15 protein-coding genes are annotated in these 17,906 nt (G+C 62.0%); 3 read left to right on the top strand and 12 right to left on the bottom strand.

Annotated elements, in window-relative coordinates:
* Positions 1-45 precede the first annotated feature (45 nt).
* The 12 genes from AC4FS3_RS06935 to AC4FS3_RS06880 form a co-directional block, all read right to left on the bottom strand.
* Entirely contained in the window at positions 46-1,038 is a 993-nt protein-coding gene (locus AC4FS3_RS06935) for an oligopeptide/dipeptide ABC transporter ATP-binding protein (protein ID WP_491019914.1), read from the bottom strand.
* The gene (locus tag AC4FS3_RS06930) at positions 1,035-2,003 is read right to left on the bottom strand and encodes an ABC transporter ATP-binding protein (protein ID WP_491019913.1); all 969 of its coding nucleotides are present in this window, start codon (positions 2,001-2,003) and stop codon (positions 1,035-1,037) included. Before AC4FS3_RS06930 ends, AC4FS3_RS06935 begins: the two co-directional genes overlap by 4 nt.
* Positions 2,000-2,860 carry an ABC transporter permease gene (locus tag AC4FS3_RS06925; protein WP_491019912.1) on the bottom strand — a complete coding sequence of 287 codons (861 nt, stop codon included), beginning with the start codon at positions 2,858-2,860 and terminating at the stop codon, positions 2,000-2,002. The genes AC4FS3_RS06930 and AC4FS3_RS06925 overlap by 4 nt, the downstream gene beginning before the upstream one ends.
* A complete protein-coding gene (locus tag AC4FS3_RS06920; RefSeq protein WP_491019911.1) occupies positions 2,857-3,864 on the bottom strand; it encodes an ABC transporter permease in 1,008 nt (335 codons plus the stop codon). The genes AC4FS3_RS06925 and AC4FS3_RS06920 overlap by 4 nt, the downstream gene beginning before the upstream one ends.
* Complete coding sequence (locus AC4FS3_RS06915; protein WP_491019910.1) at positions 3,864-4,343, bottom strand: MaoC family dehydratase; 480 nt, start codon at positions 4,341-4,343, stop codon at positions 3,864-3,866. The genes AC4FS3_RS06920 and AC4FS3_RS06915 overlap by 1 nt, the downstream gene beginning before the upstream one ends.
* Positions 4,340-6,073 (bottom strand): AMP-binding protein, encoded by a 1,734-nt coding sequence (locus AC4FS3_RS06910; RefSeq protein ID WP_491019909.1) that lies wholly within the window; start codon positions 6,071-6,073, stop codon positions 4,340-4,342. The genes AC4FS3_RS06915 and AC4FS3_RS06910 overlap by 4 nt, the downstream gene beginning before the upstream one ends.
* 157 nt (positions 6,074-6,230) lie before the next feature.
* Positions 6,231-7,418, bottom strand: a complete 1,188-nt coding sequence (locus tag AC4FS3_RS06905; RefSeq protein WP_491019908.1) for a M20 family metallo-hydrolase — start codon at positions 7,416-7,418, stop codon at positions 6,231-6,233.
* Between the two features lie 3 nt (positions 7,419-7,421).
* Complete coding sequence (gene hydA, locus AC4FS3_RS06900) at positions 7,422-8,810, bottom strand: dihydropyrimidinase (protein ID WP_491019907.1); 1,389 nt, start codon at positions 8,808-8,810, stop codon at positions 7,422-7,424.
* Positions 8,810-9,991 carry a trans-sulfuration enzyme family protein gene (locus tag AC4FS3_RS06895; RefSeq protein WP_491019906.1) on the bottom strand — a complete coding sequence of 394 codons (1,182 nt, stop codon included), beginning with the start codon at positions 9,989-9,991 and terminating at the stop codon, positions 8,810-8,812. Before AC4FS3_RS06895 ends, hydA begins: the two co-directional genes overlap by 1 nt.
* Positions 9,988-11,130, bottom strand: coding sequence for an acyl-CoA dehydrogenase family protein (locus tag AC4FS3_RS06890; RefSeq protein WP_283179371.1), 1,143 nt, complete (start codon positions 11,128-11,130; stop codon positions 9,988-9,990). Before AC4FS3_RS06890 ends, AC4FS3_RS06895 begins: the two co-directional genes overlap by 4 nt.
* Before the next feature lies 1 nt (position 11,131).
* On the bottom strand, positions 11,132-11,905 hold the full coding sequence (locus AC4FS3_RS06885; RefSeq protein WP_491019905.1) for an enoyl-CoA hydratase-related protein: 774 nt from the start codon (positions 11,903-11,905) through the stop codon (positions 11,132-11,134).
* Positions 11,902-13,062, bottom strand: coding sequence for an acyl-CoA dehydrogenase family protein (locus tag AC4FS3_RS06880; protein ID WP_491019904.1), 1,161 nt, complete (start codon positions 13,060-13,062; stop codon positions 11,902-11,904). The genes AC4FS3_RS06885 and AC4FS3_RS06880 overlap by 4 nt, the downstream gene beginning before the upstream one ends.
* A 1,086-nt stretch (positions 13,063-14,148) precedes the next feature.
* Here AC4FS3_RS06880 and repA point away from each other — a divergent pair.
* The 3 genes from repA (at position 14,149) to AC4FS3_RS06865 (ending at position 17,731) form a co-directional block, all read left to right on the top strand.
* Positions 14,149-15,354, top strand: a complete 1,206-nt coding sequence (gene repA / locus AC4FS3_RS06875; RefSeq protein WP_491019903.1) for a plasmid partitioning protein RepA — start codon at positions 14,149-14,151, stop codon at positions 15,352-15,354.
* Positions 15,344-16,330 carry a plasmid partitioning protein RepB gene (gene repB, locus AC4FS3_RS06870; RefSeq protein WP_491019902.1) on the top strand — a complete coding sequence of 329 codons (987 nt, stop codon included), beginning with the start codon at positions 15,344-15,346 and terminating at the stop codon, positions 16,328-16,330. The genes repA and repB overlap by 11 nt, the downstream gene beginning before the upstream one ends.
* Before the next feature lie 195 nt (positions 16,331-16,525).
* Positions 16,526-17,731, top strand: coding sequence for a helix-turn-helix domain-containing protein (locus tag AC4FS3_RS06865; RefSeq protein WP_491019901.1), 1,206 nt, complete (start codon positions 16,526-16,528; stop codon positions 17,729-17,731).
* The last annotated feature ends 175 nt before the right edge of the window (positions 17,732-17,906 follow it).

Raw genomic sequence — 17,906 nt, 5'->3', positions numbered from 1 at the left:
CGGCCCCCGGTTGGGGCCGCCTTTTCCTTTTCCCTCCGGGAAAGCTCAGTCTGCGGCGGCAGAGACCGGATGAAAGCAGCGGACCAGCTGACTGCCGCCATGACCCAGAAGCTGCGGCGCGGCGCGGGTGCAGTCGGGTTGTTCCACCGGGCAGCGACCGGCAAAGCGGCAGCGATCGGGTGGCGGATTGAACGGGCTTTGCGGGTCGCCCTCCAGCTTGATCCGCGCGCCTTTGCGGCCCCGCAGGTTGGGGATCGCCGAAAGCAGCGCCTGGGTATAGGGATGCGCCGGGCGGTGATAGACCTCTTCCGTGGTGCCCTGTTCGACCACCAGACCAAGATACATCACCGCGATGCGCTGGCATAAAAGCCGCACGACATTCAGATCATGGCTGACAAACAGCATCGCAATGCCACGCTCGCGCCGCAGCTTATCCAGAAGCTGCAACACCGTCGCCTGTACCGAGACATCCAGCGCCGAGGTCGGCTCGTCAAGCACGATCAGCCTCGGCTCGACCACCAGCGCGCGCGCGATACCAACCCGCGCTTTCTGCCCGCCAGACAGCTGATGCGGAAAGCGCTGCAACAACGTATGCGGCAGGCTGACGGCATCAGCCGCATCCTCTACCCGGCGCCGCAGGGCCCCGGCGCCTTCCTTCGGCAAAAGCGTCCGGGCGGGATCCGCGATCAGATCAAACACTGTAAAGCGCGGGTTCAGGCTTTCCGTCGGATCCTGGAACACCATCTGCACCATGCGCCGCGCGGGCGAGCGGCCAAAGCGCGCGGCGCTGCTTGCGGTTATATCGACATTTTCCAGCTCGATGCGGCCCTCGGTAGGGTCAAGCAGCCGGCAGATCAGCCGCGACAGCGTGGATTTGCCGCAACCGGATTCCCCGACCAGGCCAAGCGCCTCGCCGGGCGCGATCTCAAGATCGACGCCATCTACGGCATGCAGATGCACCTTTGGCGCAAACAGCCTGCCGGAGCGCTGCGGGAAATGCATTTTCAGGCCATGTGCGGCGATCAGCTGGGGGGTCATAGCGGGTTCCTGCAGGCAACAGAATGCGCGGGGCCGCAGGCTTCCAGCCGCAGCCGCCCGGCATCACAGACCGCAAGACGGCGGTCACAGCGCTCGGCCAGACGGCAGGGCGGCAGATCCTTGCGGCGCAGATCCGGCAGCGATCCCTGGATCGGATGCAGCTCGTTCAGATCCTCCACCATTGAAGGAACCGAGCGCAGCAGCCGGCTGGTATAGGGATGGCGGGGCGCGGTTATGATTTCCGGGGTCGGACCCGTCTCGACAACATGGCCCGCATGCATGATCACCAGGCGGTCGCAATATTCGGCTGCCAGCGCCAGATCATGGGTGATCAGCGCGACCGACATGCTCTGGCTCTGCGCCAGATCGCGGATCAGATCCATGATCACCGCCTGGGTCGTGACATCAAGCCCGGTGGTCGGCTCATCAGCAATCAGCAGCCGCGGCCGGCAGGCGAGGGCAATCGCAATCCCGATCCGCTGACACAGCCCGCCCGAGAGCTCATAGGGCATCGCCTTCATCCGGCGCTCGGGGTCCGGGATGCGCACCTCGCGCAGCGCATCGAGTGTCCGGCGACGGATCTCGGCGGCGCTGGCGGGGCTGTGGCGTGCGATGACATCGGCGATCTGATCGCCGGTGGCGCGAATGGGGTTCAGCGCCGTGCGCGGGTTCTGGAAGATGATCGAGGCTTCGGCACCGCGCCAGCTGTCACGCTCCGGCGCGCTCATCCCCAGCACATCGCGCCCGTCAAACGCGATCTCGCCGCTGCGGATACGGGCGGCATGGTCCAGAATGCCCATGATCGTATAGGCGGTGACCGACTTTCCCGAGCCGGATTCCCCGATGATGCCGATGATCTCGCCGCGACCGATGTCGAAACTGACATCATCCAGCACATGCACATCACCATGGCGGGTGGCGAAATCGACGGTCAGGTTCCTGACGGAAAGCAGGGGCGCGCTCATGTCCGCATCCTTGGGTCAAGCAGGTCACGCAGCGCATCGCCGGTCAGGTTGAAGGTGAAGACCGTCAGCATCAGTGCAAGCCCCGGGAACAGAGCCACCCACCATTCGCCCGACATCATGAAGCGCGCGCCCTCGGCCACCAGGATCCCCCATTCCGCTGTCGGCGGGCTGACGCCGAGGCCGAGAAAGGAAAGCCCTGCCGCGTTCAGCACCGCCCAGCCCAGATTAACCGAGGCCTGGATCACAATCGGCGCACCGATATTGGGCAGCAGAAACCGCGTCATAATGCGAATGTCAGACGAGCCGCCAACCTTCGCCGCCTCGATATAGCCAAGGTTGCGGCGCACCCGAACCTCTGTCCGGCACAGGCGGATATAAAAGGGCAGATTGATGATCGCGGTGGCGTAAATGATATTGATCACACTATTGCCAAGCGCCGCCACCAGCCCCATCGCCAGCACGAAAAGCGGGAAGGCCATCAGCACATCGACCAGCCGCGACACAACCACATCGCCAGGCCCGCCCCAATAGCCGATCATCGCGCCGATCAGCGATCCGGCCACACAGGAAAGGATCACCGCCCCGAAGGCGATGGTGAGGTCAAGCCTGGTGGCGACCAGCACCCGGCTGAAAATATCCCGGCCAAGCTGGTCGGTCCCGAACCAGTGCAGCGCCGAAGGCGGTTGCAGTGCCTGCGCCGAATTGGTGGCCAGTGGATCATGCGGCGCCAGCACCGAACCAAACAGCGCGGCCCCGAGGATCACAAGCAAAAGCACCAGCGCCAGAATGTTCAGCGGGTTTTCCACCAGCACATAGCGGGCATCCCGCAGCCTGATTTTCAGGAGGGAGGCGTTCATTTGCTGGCCCTCGGATCGACGATCCCCGCAAGGATATCGGTGGCGAGATTGATCAGAATGAAGATCAGCGCCATCATCAGCATGAACCCCTGGAGCGGCGCGTAATCAAGGTTGATGATGCTGTCCATGGCAAAGCTGCCAATGCCGGGCCAGGCGAAGACACGCTCCACCAGCACATTCGCGCCCAGCATATAGGAAAGTGTCATGCCCATGGTCGTGATCAGAGGCAGCATGGCATTGCGAAAGGCATAGGTCAGCACGATCTTGCGTTTTGACAGGCCCGAGGCCCGGGCGGTGCGAATGAACTCGGCCCCAAGCGCCTCCAGCATTGCCGCCCGCGTCATCCGCGCCAGCGGTGCCAGCGCAAACAGCGCCATGGTGACTGCTGGCAGCACCATCTGCTTCAGCGCAGCAAAGAAGATTTCCGGATCGCCGGCAATCAGCGCGTCGATGGTCAGAAAGCCGGTGACGCGGTCAGGCTCGAACATAAAGGGATCAAGCCGGCCAATCGGCTCAGGCGCGACGCCGATCAGGAAATAGAACAGATAGATCAGCAAAAGCCCGGTCACAAAGGTGGGCATCGAGACGCCCAGCGTCGCGATGATCCGGGATAGATGGTCGATCAGCGACCCCGGTCGCAGCGCGGCGGCTAGCCCCAGCGGAATGGCAACGCCAAGCGCCAGCAGAAAGGCCATCACCGTCAGCTCTGCCGAGGCAGGCAGCCGGTTGATCAGCTCGGTCAGCACTGGCTGCCCGGTTGAGAAACTCTGCCCCAGATCACCGCGTGCGATGGCCCCCAGATAGGTCAGGAACTGTTGCGGCAGCGGCTGATCCAGCCCGAGGCTCTGGCGGACCGCCTCGATATCGGCACTGGTCATCGAGGGGTTCGAGGCAAAGATCACCGCCGGATCGCCCGGCAGAACGCGCGTCAGCAGGAAGGTGGCCAGCACAACTCCGAACAGCGTCGGGATCGCCGAAAGAAGCCGGAGCGGGATCTGATGCATCAGCCTTGACCCTCTGTTCCGCTAACGCCTGCCGGTTGCATCAGCAAAAAGATGAGATGATCGCCCCGTACCACTTCGGTGCCATCCGTCTTGACGAGATAACCACGCTCGGTCGCGAGGCCGCGTCCGGGCTTTGACGTCTCGCGCCGGCTGATGAATTCAAGCTTCAGATACACCTCTTCACCGGGGTAAAGCGGGGCAGAGAATTTGATGTCGCTCCAGCCCAGCGATGCGGTGACAGAGCGGTCAAAACAGCCCAGCCCGGCCTTCAGCCCCTCGATCAGCGCCAGATTGAACAGGCCATGCGTGATACGGCCCGCGAACCCGGCCTCACGCGCAAAGGTGTCATTCATGTGAACCGGATGATCCTCGCCTGTCAGGCGGGCATAATCATCAATATCCTGCACGGTGATCAGCCGCGACGCTGATTGCAGAACCGTGCCGGGGATAAAGGTCTCATACCAGATCTGTTCGGTCATGTCTTTTTCCAGGCCTCGGTCCACAGGCTGCGCCAGTCGATCTTACGCGATCCCGAGCGCGGCAGAGCATCGCGGAACTCCACTTCCCTCGGCACTTTATAGGCCGCCATCAGCCCGCGCGCGAAGGTGATAATTTCATCGGCATCGACCTTGCCGCGATATTCGGGCTTCAGCGCGATCACGGCGCGGACCGTCTCGCCGCTGCGGGCATGGGGGGCCGAGATCACCGAAACCTCATGCACCGCAGGATGCCGATAAAGCAGCATCTCACATTCCGCCGGCCAGACCTTATAGCCCGAGACATTGATCATGCGCTTGATGCGGTCGACAATGAAGTAATAGCCCTCGGCATCGACATAGCCGAGATCGCCGCTGCGCAGCCAGGTCCTGCCGTTCAGCGTCACCAGCGTTTCAGCGCTGGCGCCGGGCTGGTTCCAGTAACCGCGCATGATCTGCGGCCCCGAGATCCACACCTCGCCCAGCTCCCCCTGCGGCACTGGCAACAGGGTTTCGGGATCGACAATAATCGAATGGGTATTCTGTATCGGCAGCCCGAGGCACTGATCCTTTGGCGCATCCGGCGGGTTGATATGGGTGGCAGAGATGGTTTCGGTCAGGCCATAGCCCTCGCAAAAGCGCAGCCCCCATTTGCTGAACAGGCGCTCGGCCACCGCAGCCGGCATCGAGGCGCCCCCGCCGGTCAGCACCTGCAGCGAGGCAAAACAATCATCGGTGAAGTTCTCCGACCCCAGCACATCGACGATCATCGTCGGCGCCGCAGACCACCAGGTCACCTTATGGCGGCGCAAGAGGCCGGGCACGGCATCAGGGTTCCAGCGGGTCAGAAGCACAAGCGCCGCCCCGGCACAGATCGCCTCGGCCATCGAGGCAATCATGCCCGCCACATGAAACAGTGGCATGAAGCAGGTCATGACCGAGCTGTGATCGGTGCGATACCAGACCCGCTGCGCCTCGGCGACAAAGCCGGCAGCGCTATGGGTGGTAAAGCAGGCTTTGGGTCGGCCAGTGGTGCCGGACGTATAAGGCAGGATCGCAAGCGTCTCGCCCCCGGGCGGCATTGGCGGCAGGCTGAGTTCCCGGCCAGCCCGGATTGCGGCCTCGAAATCGACCGAGATCACTGGAACCTCTGCCGGTGCGGGACGCAGCATCACCTCCGGCAGCGGATCAGATGTCTCCGGCACCCGGTCCAGGTAGCGCAGGCGCAGAATCCGGTCGAGCGCGCCCGCTCCGGTCAGGACCGCGAAACGCTCCAGCAGCTCATCCGCCACAATCGCCATGCGGGCGCCGCTGTCACTGACGATCCAGCCCAGTTCTTCGGATGTATTCATTGGGTTGACCGGCACAACCACACCGCCCGCCCGCAGCACGGCATAAAAGCCGATCACGAATTGCGGCGCATTTTGCAGGTCAAGAACAACACGGTCACCCGGGCGCAGCCCTTCAGCGATAAGCCAGGCGGCCAGCGCGCAGACATCCGCCTGCAAGGCGTCATAGCGCAAAACGGTGCCGTAATAGTAAAGCGCCGGCCGCTCCGGCCAGGTCGTGGCGCTGCGCTCGAGCAAAGCGGCAAGGTTTTCGCCGGTCACCGGCAGATCAGCAGCAAGCCCGGCCGGCCAATGCGGCGATTGCAGCCCGGTCTGGAAGGCCAATGGCTCTGAACCCGGCGCAGCGGCAGGGGTATTGTCGCTGATTTCGGCCTTCGGCGTCATTCCTGCTCACGTCCTTTGGGTCTGATATATGAAATCAGGTTCCTAATAATGAAACAAGCACCTGCTGTACGGGTCAAAAGGGATTAGACAGAAAATCCCCAAACATGCCCGATTTCAGAACGAACATGCTGTTCTTGCAGAGATGTCAAAAGGCCGTTCAGGCCTGTCTGAGCATCCGAAGCATCACCCGGATCGCCGCTTCGATATGCGCAAGGTCGCTCTCTTCTTCAGGGCAATGGCTGCGTCCGCCGACCGAGGGCACGAACAGCATCATCGCGGGCACGATGCGCCCGATGATCCCGGCATCATGATTGGCGCCGGACAGCAGCTCGCAGGTCGCGATGCCTTCGGCTTTCGCGGCCGCAGACATCGCTGCGGCAAGGCCCGCATCCATCGGAACCGGATGATCCGAATAGACCCGGCGGATCCGCAGACCGAGCTTTTCGTCAGTCGCGACCGCTTCCGCCAGCTCTTCAACCGCGCCGCGCAGGGCCAGCAACTGCCCGCCATCCGGGCCGCGCAATTCAAGGCCCATGCGCACCTCCCCCGGCACCACATTGCCCTGATTGGGTGCAACGCTGAAGACGCCGATGGTGCCGCGCAGATCCGGATCACCGGCGGCGCGGATCATCGCCCGGAACTCTGTCGCAAAACGCGCGGCTCCGGCCAGCGCATCACGGCGCAGATCCATCGGGGCAGTCCCGGCGTGATCGGCCTGGCCTGTAAAGCGCAGCGCCAGCCGCTCCTGTCCGGCAATCGCGGTGACCAGCCCCAGCGGAATACCTGCGGCTTCCAGCACCGGGCCCTGCTCGATATGCAGTTCCAGATAGAACGCCACATCCGAAAAATCATAGGGCGCATTGGCAGGCGTAAACCCTGCCGCCTGCATCAGCGGCGCAAGCTCCGTGCCATCGGCTGCGCGCGCGCGGGCAAGGGCCGCCTCATCATGCAGCCCTGCCATGGCGCGGCTGCCGGTGAAAGGGCCGAACCGCCCTTCTTCGTCGCGAAAGGCGATGACCTCGATGGCGCGGCCCTGCCAGCCTTCGGCTTTCAGCTGTTTCAGGACCGAAAGGCCAGCAAGCACCCCGATGGCGCCGTCAAGCGCGCCGCCCCGCTGCACCGAATCGAGATGCGAGCCGATCAGGAATTTGGGGCCCCTGCCCTCAAGGCGCAAAATGGCATTGCCGAAGGCGTCATAGCGTGCGCCAAGGCCCGCCGCGCGCGCCTCGGCCAGCAGCCAGTCATGCGCCTGATTATCCGCCGCGCTGAAGGCAAGCCGGGACCAGCCGCCGTCAGGATCGGCCCCAAAGCCCTTCAGCCGCGCGAAATCCGACCGGAAATCCATCGCTTAACCCGGGCGGCGGGGCGAGGCCCGCATGACAAAACGTCCCTGTCCCTCGTGACCGAGGAAGACCCCATCCTCGACCACGAGCTTCCCCCGCAGGATCGTGGCGGTGGCAAATCCGGTCAGTTCCTGCCCGCTATAGGGGTTATACCCAATATCGCCGTAATCGCTGGCGGGCGTGATGGTGTGACGCGTCACCGGGTCGATCAGCACCAGATCAGCGTCATAGCCCGGGGCGATAACACCCTTCTTTTCAAAGCCGAAAATCTGCGCCGGGAGGGTCGAGAACAGCTCGACAAACCGCATCAGCGACAACCGGCCCTGATCGACGCCGCGGGTCCAGAGCACCGGCAGCCGGAACTCGATCCCGGTGGTGCCATTGGCAACGGTGGTGAAAGACGGCAGGCCTTTGCGCTTGGCCTCAGCGCTGTAGCTGACCTCATCCGAGGCCACGAGGCTGAGACCGCCCTGCGCAAGCCCCCGGAACAGCGCGTCCTGATTTGCCTGATCGCGCAGCGGCGGCGACAGGATGTAGTTATAGCCATCCTCGCGCTCCAGCGCCTCTTCGGTCAGCGCCAGATAATGCGTGCAGGTCTCGGCGGTGATCTTTACGCCTTCGGCCCGGGCGCGGGCGACCAGATCAATCGCCTCGGCGGCCACCAGATGCAGGATATGAACGCCGCAGCCGGTGGCGCGGGAGAAGGTTATGGCCCGCGAAACGGCTTCGATCTCCACGATCTTCGGCCGGGTCAGCGCGTGATAGCGCGGATGTTCATGGCCTGCCGCAACCGCCTCGGCCCGCAGCCGTTCGACAATATCGGCATTCTCGGCATGCAGCACCACCGAGAGGTCATTCTGCGCCGCCGCCTCCATCAGCGCATAAAGCGCGCCATCGGTCAGCTTCAGCCCGTCTTCCTCATAGACAGTATAGACCTTCAGCGTGGTGACCCCCGCCGCGCGCAGCGCAGGCAGTTCGGCAAGCGTCTGCGCATTCACATCGGTGACGATGACATGCAGCCCGTAATCCACCGTCACATTGGCATCGGCCTGGCCCCGGCGATGGCTCAGCCCCTTCAGGATCGAGCCACCGCGTCTTTGCAGCGCGAAATCGACCACCGCCGTGGTGCCGCCGCGCAAGGCCGCAATCCCGCCCGAGCCGAAATCATAGACCGAACGCACGCCCATGAAGCCGACCATCAGATGCACATGCGGATCGACCCCGCCCGGGATAACGATCCGGCCGGTCGCATCGATCACCCGTGCCTCTGGCGCGACAAGGCGTCCCTCGCCCGGCGGCAGCACCGCGCGGATGCTTTCGCCTTCGGTCAGCACATCGGCAAACCGCACGCCTTCGGGGGTGACAACCCGGCCCCCGCTGATCAGGATCGACATCAGCAGCCCTCCAGCGCCTGGGAAAGATCGGCGATCAGGTCTTCAGGGTCTTCGACCCCGACCGAGATGCGCACGAGGCTCTCACTGATCCCCATGGCAAGGCGCTGCGCCTGCGGCACCGAGTAATGCGAGGTATTGCCAGGCTGGGAAATCAGGCTTTCCACACCGCCAAGCGAGGCACCGATGCCAAAGAGCCGGGTCGCATCCACCACATGGCGGGCGGCCTCGGGGCTCTGCGCCTCAAAGGACAAAAGCGCGCCAAATCCGGTCATCTGGCTTAGGGCAAGCGCGTGATCGGGATGGGAGGTGAGGCCAGGGTAATGCACCTTTGCGACTTTGGGATGCGCGGCGAGGAATTCAGCCACTTTCTGGCCACCGGCATTATGGGCCGCCATGCGCAGCGCATAGGTGGTCATGCCGCGCAGCAAAAGCCAGGCGGCATGCGGGTCGACAATCGCGCCCGAAGCCTGCTGATTGCTGCGCAGCTTCCGCGTCAGATCCCGGCCGCCGCAAACCGCCCCCAGCAAAAGATCGCCATGCCCGTTGAGGTATTTCGACGCCGAATGCACCACCAGCGCCGCCCCAAGCTGCAAGGGCCGCTGGTTCATCGGCCCGCCGAGCGTGCCATCGACCACAACCGGAATTCCGCGCGCCGCCGCCAGTTCCGAGATCGCCCGCAGATCAACAACCCTGAGCAGCGGATTGGTCGGGGTCTCGACATAGATCGCTTTCGTCCGTTCTGTCACCGCGGCCAGAACATCCGCCACCGCGCCCGACGCCGCCCAGACCACATTGACGCCCTGACGCGGCAGCACATCACGGAAATAGCGGATGGTGCCGCCATAGATATCGGGCAGTGCCACCAGCTCGTCGCCGGCTTCCAGCAAAGGTGCCAATGCCCCCGCAATCGCCGCCATGCCCGAGGCGTAAAGCACGCAGGACTGCGCCCCTTCCAGCGCCGCAACCCGCTGTTCCGCCGCCAGAACAGTGGGGTTGCGCACCCGGGAATAGACATAGCCGCGTTTTTCGCCGCTGTTGATTGCCATCAGCTCGGCAGTGTCTTTCGCGACAAAGGTGCCGGTCTGATAGACCGGCGGCGAAACCGCCCCCATTGCCTCCGCAGGGTCGTGACCGGCGTGAACCGCGATCGTGGCCAGGCGAAGTGCGGGGGCTTTTGTCATTTCGTCAGCTCTTTCGCGATGATGATGCGCAGGATCTCGGACGTGCCGCCGCCGATTTCCGCCAGCTTTGAATCGCGGAAATGGCGCTGCATGTCGAATTCCATCAGATAGCCCCAACCGCCCATCATCCGCATGCCGTTCAGCGCGGCGCGGACATACATCTCGGACGAGAAGAGATTGGCCATCGCGGATTCCTTGTTGTTCGGAATGCCGCGATCCACGAGGTTTGCAGAACGATAGAGCAGGAGCCGCGCGGCCTCGATCTCCATGTCCATATCGGCGAGCTTCGCCTTGGTCAGCTGGAAGCTGTTGATCTTCTGACCGAACTGCTTGCGCTCATCGGTATATTGCAGGATTTTCTCCAGCACCGACTGCGCCGCGCCGACATTGACGCCGGTCAGGCAGCAGCGCTCGTAATCCAGTGTCTTCAGCGCATTCATCCAGCCGCCATTCACCTCGCCGATCACATTCTCTTTCGGGATGCGGCAATCGGTCAGGAAGATCTCGTTCAGATCCATCGGCTTCAGGCCCAGCTTCTTCAGCCGCCGGATTTCCATGCCTTTGGTGCCGGTCGGCACCAGCAGCATGGTGATGCCCTTATGCTTCGGGGCCTCGGGGTCGGTGCGGGTCATCAGCAGGATGTAATCCGCCACCTGGGCGGCAGAGCAGAACATTTTCTGCCCGTTGATCACCCATTCCTCACCGTCCAGCTCGGCCCGTGTCACCAGCGAGGCGGCATCAGACCCCGAGCCCGGCTCGGAAAGCGAGAGCGCGAAACGGATCTCGCCGCGCGCCAGTTTCGGCAAAAGCTCTTTCTTCTGCTCTTCGGTCGCGAAATGCGTCAGCGCATCGGTCGCGATGACCACGGTCGTATAGTAGAGATTGGCACCGGCCTCGAAATGGCGGGCGAATTCTTCCAGAAACACCACCAGATCGGTGCAGCTGCCACCCATGCCGCCATATTCGACCGGGATCGGCAGCGAGAGCCAGCCCGCCGCCGCCAGCTTGTCGTAAAGCTCGGTCGGGAAGCGCTCGGCCTCGTCACATTCACGCACATATTCAATCGGGCATTCACGCGTCAGGAAGCTGCGCAGATTGTCGCGCATCAGCCGCTGTTCTTCGCTAATCTCGAAATCCATCTTATTTCCCCGTCCAGCGTGGTGCGCGTTTTTCTGCAAAGGCCCGCGGACCTTCCTTGTAATCTTCCGAGGCCCGGATGCGATCCCGCGCGGGCAGGCCGGAGTAAAGCTTTTCAAAAGCCTCGCGATCCGAAAGCCCCTCGACCTCGCGCGTCACCTCGAGCAGCGCGGCAACCGCCAGCGGCGCGGCCGAGACGATCTGCGCGGCCAGGGCGCGGGCCTCATCCATCAGTGCCTCAGAGGTGGTGATCCGGTTGACGAAGCCATATTTATGCCCCTCCTCCGCTGTCAGCCGCCGCCCGGTCAGCAAAAGCTCGGAGGCGATATTCACCGGCAGCCGGCGATGCGCGCGCCACAGCCCGCCCGCTTCGGGGATGAAACCGCGTTGAAGCTCTGGCAGGCCAAACTCGGTCTTTTCCGTGCAAAGGACCAGTGTCGCGAAAAGCGCAAATTCAAAGCCGCCGCCTACTGCCAGCCCGTCAATCGCTGCGATCACCGGCTTGATCATATCCTGGCGGTTCAGGCTCATGAACCCGTTCGGGCCGAAATCCTCGCCATCATCGCCCGCCGCGACCGCCTTCAGATCCCAGCCCGCCGAAAAGATCTTCCCCCCTGCCGCAGAAACGATCCCCACGCGCAGATCAGGGCTTTCATTCAACAGCGTCAGCGCCGCGTCGAAATCGCGGCTGGCCTGCTGGTCAAAGGCATTGGCGGGCGGATGATCAAAGACAATCTCCAGCACCTGACCCCGGATTTCGGTTCTGATGCGGCTCATGCCGGGAACTCCCGCAGCACGTCTTTCGAGATGATGTCGCGATGGATCTCAGAGGTTCCCTCCCAGATCCGCTCAACGCGGACATCGCGCCACATCCGCTCAATCGGCCATTCTTTTGAGACCCCCATGCCGCCCAGCATCTGCAGCGCGTTATCGGTCACGCGCCCCGCCATTTCCGAGCCATAGAGGTTGACGATAGAGGCCTCCCGCTGGGTGATCAGCCCATCCTCCATCCTTGCGGCGCCATTCAGCACCAGAAGGCGGGTCGCCTCGATCTCCATCGCCATATCGGCCAGTTTGAACGAGGTGCCCTGGAACTGGCCGATGGTCTTGCCAAAAGCACGGCGCGTATTGGCATATTGCGCGGCGATGCCCATGGCGCGCTCGGCCAGGCCCACCATATTGGCCGAAAGCATCACCCGGCCCGAAAAGATCCAGCTTTTCGCAATGGCAAATCCGCCGCCCTCTTCGCCAATGATATTGGCGACCGGCACGCGGACATCCTCCAGCGCGATTGAGCAGGATTTGAAACCCCGGTTGCCAACCAGCTCCAGCGGGCTGACACTCACGCCAGGCAGGCATTTGTCGACGAGGAAGCAGGTGATCCGCTTTTGCGGCCCTTTCGGAGTGTCATCGACGCCGGTGACGGCGAAAAGGATGATGAAATCCGCCACCATCGCCATGGTGATGAAGATCTTTTCGCCATTGATGATGTAATCATCGCCGTCGCGCACCGCCCTGGTGGCGATCTGGCGCGCGTCAGAGCCTGCGCCGGGTTCGGTCAGGCCAAAGCATTCCCAGCGTTCGCCGCGGATCACCGGTTTCAGATAGGTTTCGATCTGGTCACCGGTGCAGGCTTTCAGGATCGGCGCCGGGCGGTTGCAGATGATGTTAAGCGCCCTTGTGGTGCGCCCGAACTCAATCTCCGCCACCGCGCGCAGCCGCTGCCCAAGGCCGCCACCGCCCAGCTCTTCGGGCATGTTCAGCGCGTAATATCCGGCATCTATTGCCTTCTTTTTCAGCTCACGGAACAGATCTTCCGGGACCTTATCGGCCTTTTCGATCAGATCCTCATGGGGCGTCAGCTCTTTTTCGACAAAGGCACGCACACCCTGGGCCACCATACGCTGATCTTCGCTGTAGGCTGCATAGCTCATCATTGAAACCCGTATTGCCGATCCGAAAGATCGTTTCATTATTTGACATGACGTTTTATGAATTCGCAAAACTTGTCAATATAGCAACGCCTGGAATGGTGGGCGCGTTATGGCCCGCAGGCCGAACGTCTTAAGCGCTTATCCAGTCTGTTCATGGAGGAAACGGCGCCCCGGTGCCGGCCCCGGGAGCGCAGGACGACAAAGGCCGCCCGCCGGAACGTGCCCCGTGACACGACAACGCATGATGCCAGGGCAGCTATACGGCGATCGCTGGCCGAAGACCCACCCGCCATCGGTCGGAGACGGGTCTGAGGGTCCGCCCATGCGCGCCAGCGCGAGGCTGCGGCCATCCGGCGGGTTCAGGGAAAGAAACATACCGGAGCTCCAGAATATCACGGCGTTTTTGTTGTTTTTTTTCGACATATCCGCCGCATCCGTCACTTTTGCATAACATCCCATAATCTTGCATTATCGGACCTCTATACGGTTTCCATGAAAACCTGAAAAACACCGGCATAGCAAAGCCCGGCCCGGAACTGTTCCAGCGGATTTGCGCTTTCAGGCGGACCGGCTTCCGCCAGAACTGCCGGGCCGCGAGGATCTTCTCCGGGCTTTGGATGTGGCTTCGCGTGAGCCGGACCATCTACCCCGGTAACGTGATTGCGCCGGATCATTGAGGGATTCGCATTCCAAATCAGGCCGTGACAAGAATCGCCTCGGTGTTTTCCGGAACACGCCCTGGGTAGAAACTGGCCTGCCTTGCGTTACCGTGACTGCGGGGCTCACTCCGGGTGCAAGAAGTCAGCACAGAGCCCCCTTCCCCCAGCCTGTGCATAACTAAATACTTTTAAAACAATACATTGAATAAATTTACTCAACGGTCACCTGGGGAAGAAATCAAAATCTGGCAGGCCTGCTCAAGCCCAACACAAAATACCCGCGAACGATTTTTCTTGAGAACTGAGAACCGCGCAGGCATACGTGTAACGACAAAAGTAAGAAATGATCGCAAAGTGCGTTTCTGGGGCAGGATAAAGTACCTGCTTCACCGAGTAACGCAAACCTGCGACAGATCACGAGCGGACCATGACCCTACCTGTTCTTCACGACAAACTGAAGGCAGATGCCCACCTCCTTTCGGAGGCCCTGGAGCGTATGTCGAAGCTGTTCCTGGCGCCAAAAGAAGAAAAGACACTTCGCAGCTTTACCTCTTCCGAGGTCGCAGAACTTTTGCGGGTCAGCGATGGCTATCTGCGCAAGGCCCATTTCGACGGCAAAATCCCCGAGGTAGAGCAGGGCTCCGGCGGCAAGCGCCAGTATACGGCGGCCTCGATCATCGACATCCGCCGCATTCTGGCCCAGACCGCCAAAGACCCGTTTCAGTTCCTGCCCGGTCGCCGCGAGGGCGACAAGCTGCAGATCTGGTCCACCGTGAATTTCAAGGGCGGATCATCGAAAACCACGACGACCGTTACCCTTGCCATGCGGCTTGCGCTCCGCGGCTATCGGGTGCTGGTGGTGGATGCCGATCCACAGGCATCGCTGACGACATTCTTCGGCTATCAGCCCGAAATCGACTTCCGCCAGGGCGGTACGCTTTATGATGCGATCCGCTACAATGATGGCGATACAACGCGTGTGTCGATCACCACTGTCTTGCGACGCACCTATTTCCCGGGGCTGGATCTGGTTCCGGCCGGGATCCTGCTCTCCGAGTTCGAAACCGAGACGCCAACGGCGCTCAGCCGGGGCGAGCAACCTGTCTTTTTCAACCGTATCCGGGATGCTCTGCGCCAGGTCGAAGATGATTACGACATCGTTCTGATCGACTGCCCGCCGCAGCTCGGCTACCTGACAATGTCGGCGGTTTGTGCCTCCACCTCCCTCCTGATGACGATCACCCCCGAGCGGGTGGATCTGGCCTCGGCCAGCCAGTTCCTCATGATGGCCTCTGGTGTCATGGAAGTGCTGCACACCAACGGCGCCGCCGGCGCCTTTGACAATTTCGCCTATCTGCTTACCCGGTTCGACACTTCGATCAGCACCCAACAGGATCTTGCGGAGTGGATACGCGAGCTTCTCGGGACAAGCGTGATACCGACCCCCTTCGTGAAGTCATCGGCCGTCAGCGAGGCGGGATTGTCACAGCGCACTATCTTTGAGGTCGATCTGTCTTCGGTCAAAAACCGTAAGACCTTCGAACGGGCGCTGGATTCTGCGACCGGGTTTTCCAACGATATCGAGAAGCTCATTCAGGCGGCCTGGGGCCGGGAGGTGTCCGATGCGAAATAACATCCTGGCTCAAAGCCTCCGGAAAAGCCTTGAAGGCGGCGATAAGACAGCAGAGGTCGCAGCGCCCTCCCCTGCCCCCAATGCGGACGGCCCGAAATCCCTGAAGTCGATGGCAGATGTTCTGTCGAGTGTTTCCGCGCAGGCCCCCCAGGATGTCGATCCCGCAGAAATCGCCGATTCCGAAATCGCAGACCGGTTCGACGTCCGGGACGGGCTGAGCGATCTGGTTGAGTCGATTCGTTCCTCAGGCCAGCAACTTCCGGTCATGCTGCGCCATCGCCGGGGCGCGGGACCCAGATACGAAGTGGTCTATGGCAGGCGCAGGATTGCCGCCTGCCGTGCCCTCGGCATCAGGGTGGCTGCCTATATCAGGGACATGAGCCTCGATGAGGCCCTCATGTCCCAGGCGCTTGAGAACTCCGCAAGGCTCGAACGAAGCTTCATTGAACAGGCTGTTTTCGCCGCCAAGCTGGAGGAGGCAGGGTTCACCGCCGAGCGCATCTGCCAGGCGCTTGCCATCGATTCAAGCACCCTCAGCCGGTTGCGGACTGTTGTGCGCGACATCCCTGATCAGCTCATTCAGCGCATCGGAGCGGCCCAGGGCATCGGGCGCCGTCCCTGGATGGAGCTGCGCGACCTGATCAAGGGCGCCAGCGACAAGGTCGTGAAAAAAGCGGTCAGCATCGTCCCGGAAAGCGGATCAGCGGCAGAACGGCTGGAAGCGGTCATCAGCGCCCTGTCTTCGGGCAGCTTCAATGACGAGCCCAAAGCTCAACGATCCCGCCCGGCGCCCCAGCGAACCGTCATTGCGGGTTCTGTCAGCTGCCATCTGGCGACCGGAAATCTGGTTCTGCGCGCAGATCGAAAACAGGATCGTGCCTTCCTCCGCTATGTAGAGGCGCAGCTGGCCCAGCTTTATTCTGATTGGTCCAGCGCACAGACTGAAACAGGTAACTCATTGATTTATAAAGATTGACCATGGTCAATCGGCGAAATCGACCCCACAGGCAAATCACGAGAAAAGGAGCAGACTTCAGGCAAAAAGAAACCCCCCGAAAGCGGTGAGCTAACGAAGGGTCCCTGTAACTTCAGCACTTACTAGGTACCCCCAAAATCGAATCAGCGCAACACCGATTTCGGTGAACGGATTTCGTTTGCCGTCTGAAATCGCATGAAGCACATCACATCCACGGTCCTTGCGGCCGGGGCACAGGAAACTTGTGCCAAATCCGCGGAGCAGTCGCTTCCCGGGATGGGGTCGATCACCCTGCAGCCGGCGTTCCGGCCGATCTCGCGGCGTGACATCATGGCCGCGGTCAATACCTGCGGCCGCGATCTCGGCATTCGGCAAGGGGCGGTTGTTGTCCTGGACGCTCTGCTGAGCTGCCTGCCCTGCCAGGGCGCGGATGGGCGCGAAACCCTCGTGTCACCGGCCACCCTCCTCACCATCTATGCCAGCAACGAAACCCTCTGCTTCCGCGCCAGGGGGCTCACCGACCGTCAGCTGCGTCGGCACATAGAGACGCTGGAAACCGCCGGCCTGATCCTCCGCCGTGACAGCGCCAATGGCAAACGCTTCCCGGTGATGCGGCATGGCAAACCGATCGGCGCCTTCGGGCTCGATCTCTCCCCCCTCTTCGCGCAATCCGACGCATTGCTCGCGCTTGCCCGGCGGCGCCGCGAAGAAGCAGATGAGCTGCGCGGGCTGCGGGCGCAGATCCTCAGGCTCCGCGCGGCCTGCGCCGAACTGCATCTGGATGCGGCCCTCACCGTCTTCATCGACGGATTGCGCAACCTGGTGCGTCGCACAACGCTTACCCTTTGTGAGGCGCGTGCAGCGCTCGCCCGGCTGACCACGGTCTTCTCTTCTGATATCCCGCCTCAGTCAGCGCAGGATCCTCAGGCAAGGCGGGATGAGCCCCGCCTGCCGCCGAATGCGGGGCCAGCGCACTCCGCTTGCCACCCGGAGAATACCCTCGACCACGACAGGGCTGAACCCATGGAAGAAGCCCCTGCCACACAAGACACATGTTCCGCGGCGTCGACCAACCAAACGCCCGCCTCTGACGGACGAAATGTCCGCCACATAGAGCAAGAGTCAGAAACAAAAAAAAGAAAGAAGGAACCCGGATCACCTGCCAGCTGGACGGCCTTGACCGAGGTCAGCGCTTTCTATCCCGAACCATCCACCGCTCAGGACGCCACCCGCATCGCGTTTGAATTCGGAAAGATGCTGAGAATAAGCCAGGACATTCTGGCAAGCGCTGCGAACCGGCTCGGGCTGTGGGGGCTTCTGAGCCTCGAAGACCGCATGGCAAAACAAATCGGCTCCATCCTCAACCCTGATGCCTATGTCCGGTCCGTCCTCCGTGCCTGAACCCACGCATCCAGGCCAGATCGGACAGATAGACCGCCCGAAAGGAATCAGATAGGTTCTTTGATTGTTCTCATGCGGAAACACAGCGAGGTGAGATCATGTGCTGGTGTGGACGGCTCCTCACCCACCTGCGCTATGGTCTTCCGGACCACGGTCAAAAACCTGAGGAGAGAGC

The organism is Pseudogemmobacter sp. TB195, from assembly GCF_058313095.1.
This window is presented reverse-complemented; position numbering and strand designations above follow the sequence as displayed.

What these genes read in the sequence shown, in the direction of transcription:
- AC4FS3_RS06935 (WP_491019914.1), bottom strand. Translation starts at nt 1,038, where the DNA reads ATGACCCCCCAGCTGATCGCCGCACATGGCCTGAAAATGCATTTCCCG.
- AC4FS3_RS06930 (WP_491019913.1), bottom strand. Translation starts at nt 2,003, where the DNA reads ATGAGCGCGCCCCTGCTTTCCGTCAGGAACCTGACCGTCGATTTCGCC.
- AC4FS3_RS06925 (WP_491019912.1), bottom strand. Translation starts at nt 2,860, where the DNA reads ATGAACGCCTCCCTCCTGAAAATCAGGCTGCGGGATGCCCGCTATGTG.
- AC4FS3_RS06920 (WP_491019911.1), bottom strand. Translation starts at nt 3,864, where the DNA reads ATGCATCAGATCCCGCTCCGGCTTCTTTCGGCGATCCCGACGCTGTTC.
- AC4FS3_RS06915 (WP_491019910.1), bottom strand. Translation starts at nt 4,343, where the DNA reads ATGACCGAACAGATCTGGTATGAGACCTTTATCCCCGGCACGGTTCTG.
- AC4FS3_RS06910 (WP_491019909.1), bottom strand. Translation starts at nt 6,073, where the DNA reads ATGACGCCGAAGGCCGAAATCAGCGACAATACCCCTGCCGCTGCGCCG.
- AC4FS3_RS06905 (WP_491019908.1), bottom strand. Translation starts at nt 7,418, where the DNA reads ATGGATTTCCGGTCGGATTTCGCGCGGCTGAAGGGCTTTGGGGCCGAT.
- hydA (WP_491019907.1), bottom strand. Translation starts at nt 8,810, where the DNA reads ATGTCGATCCTGATCAGCGGGGGCCGGGTTGTCACCCCCGAAGGCGTG.
- AC4FS3_RS06895 (WP_491019906.1), bottom strand. Translation starts at nt 9,991, where the DNA reads ATGACAAAAGCCCCCGCACTTCGCCTGGCCACGATCGCGGTTCACGCC.
- AC4FS3_RS06890 (WP_283179371.1), bottom strand. Translation starts at nt 11,130, where the DNA reads ATGGATTTCGAGATTAGCGAAGAACAGCGGCTGATGCGCGACAATCTG.
- AC4FS3_RS06885 (WP_491019905.1), bottom strand. Translation starts at nt 11,905, where the DNA reads ATGAGCCGCATCAGAACCGAAATCCGGGGTCAGGTGCTGGAGATTGTC.
- AC4FS3_RS06880 (WP_491019904.1), bottom strand. Translation starts at nt 13,062, where the DNA reads ATGAGCTATGCAGCCTACAGCGAAGATCAGCGTATGGTGGCCCAGGGT.
- repA (WP_491019903.1), top strand. Translation starts at nt 14,149, where the DNA reads ATGACCCTACCTGTTCTTCACGACAAACTGAAGGCAGATGCCCACCTC.
- repB (WP_491019902.1), top strand. Translation starts at nt 15,344, where the DNA reads ATGCGAAATAACATCCTGGCTCAAAGCCTCCGGAAAAGCCTTGAAGGC.
- AC4FS3_RS06865 (WP_491019901.1), top strand. Translation starts at nt 16,526, where the DNA reads ATGAAGCACATCACATCCACGGTCCTTGCGGCCGGGGCACAGGAAACT.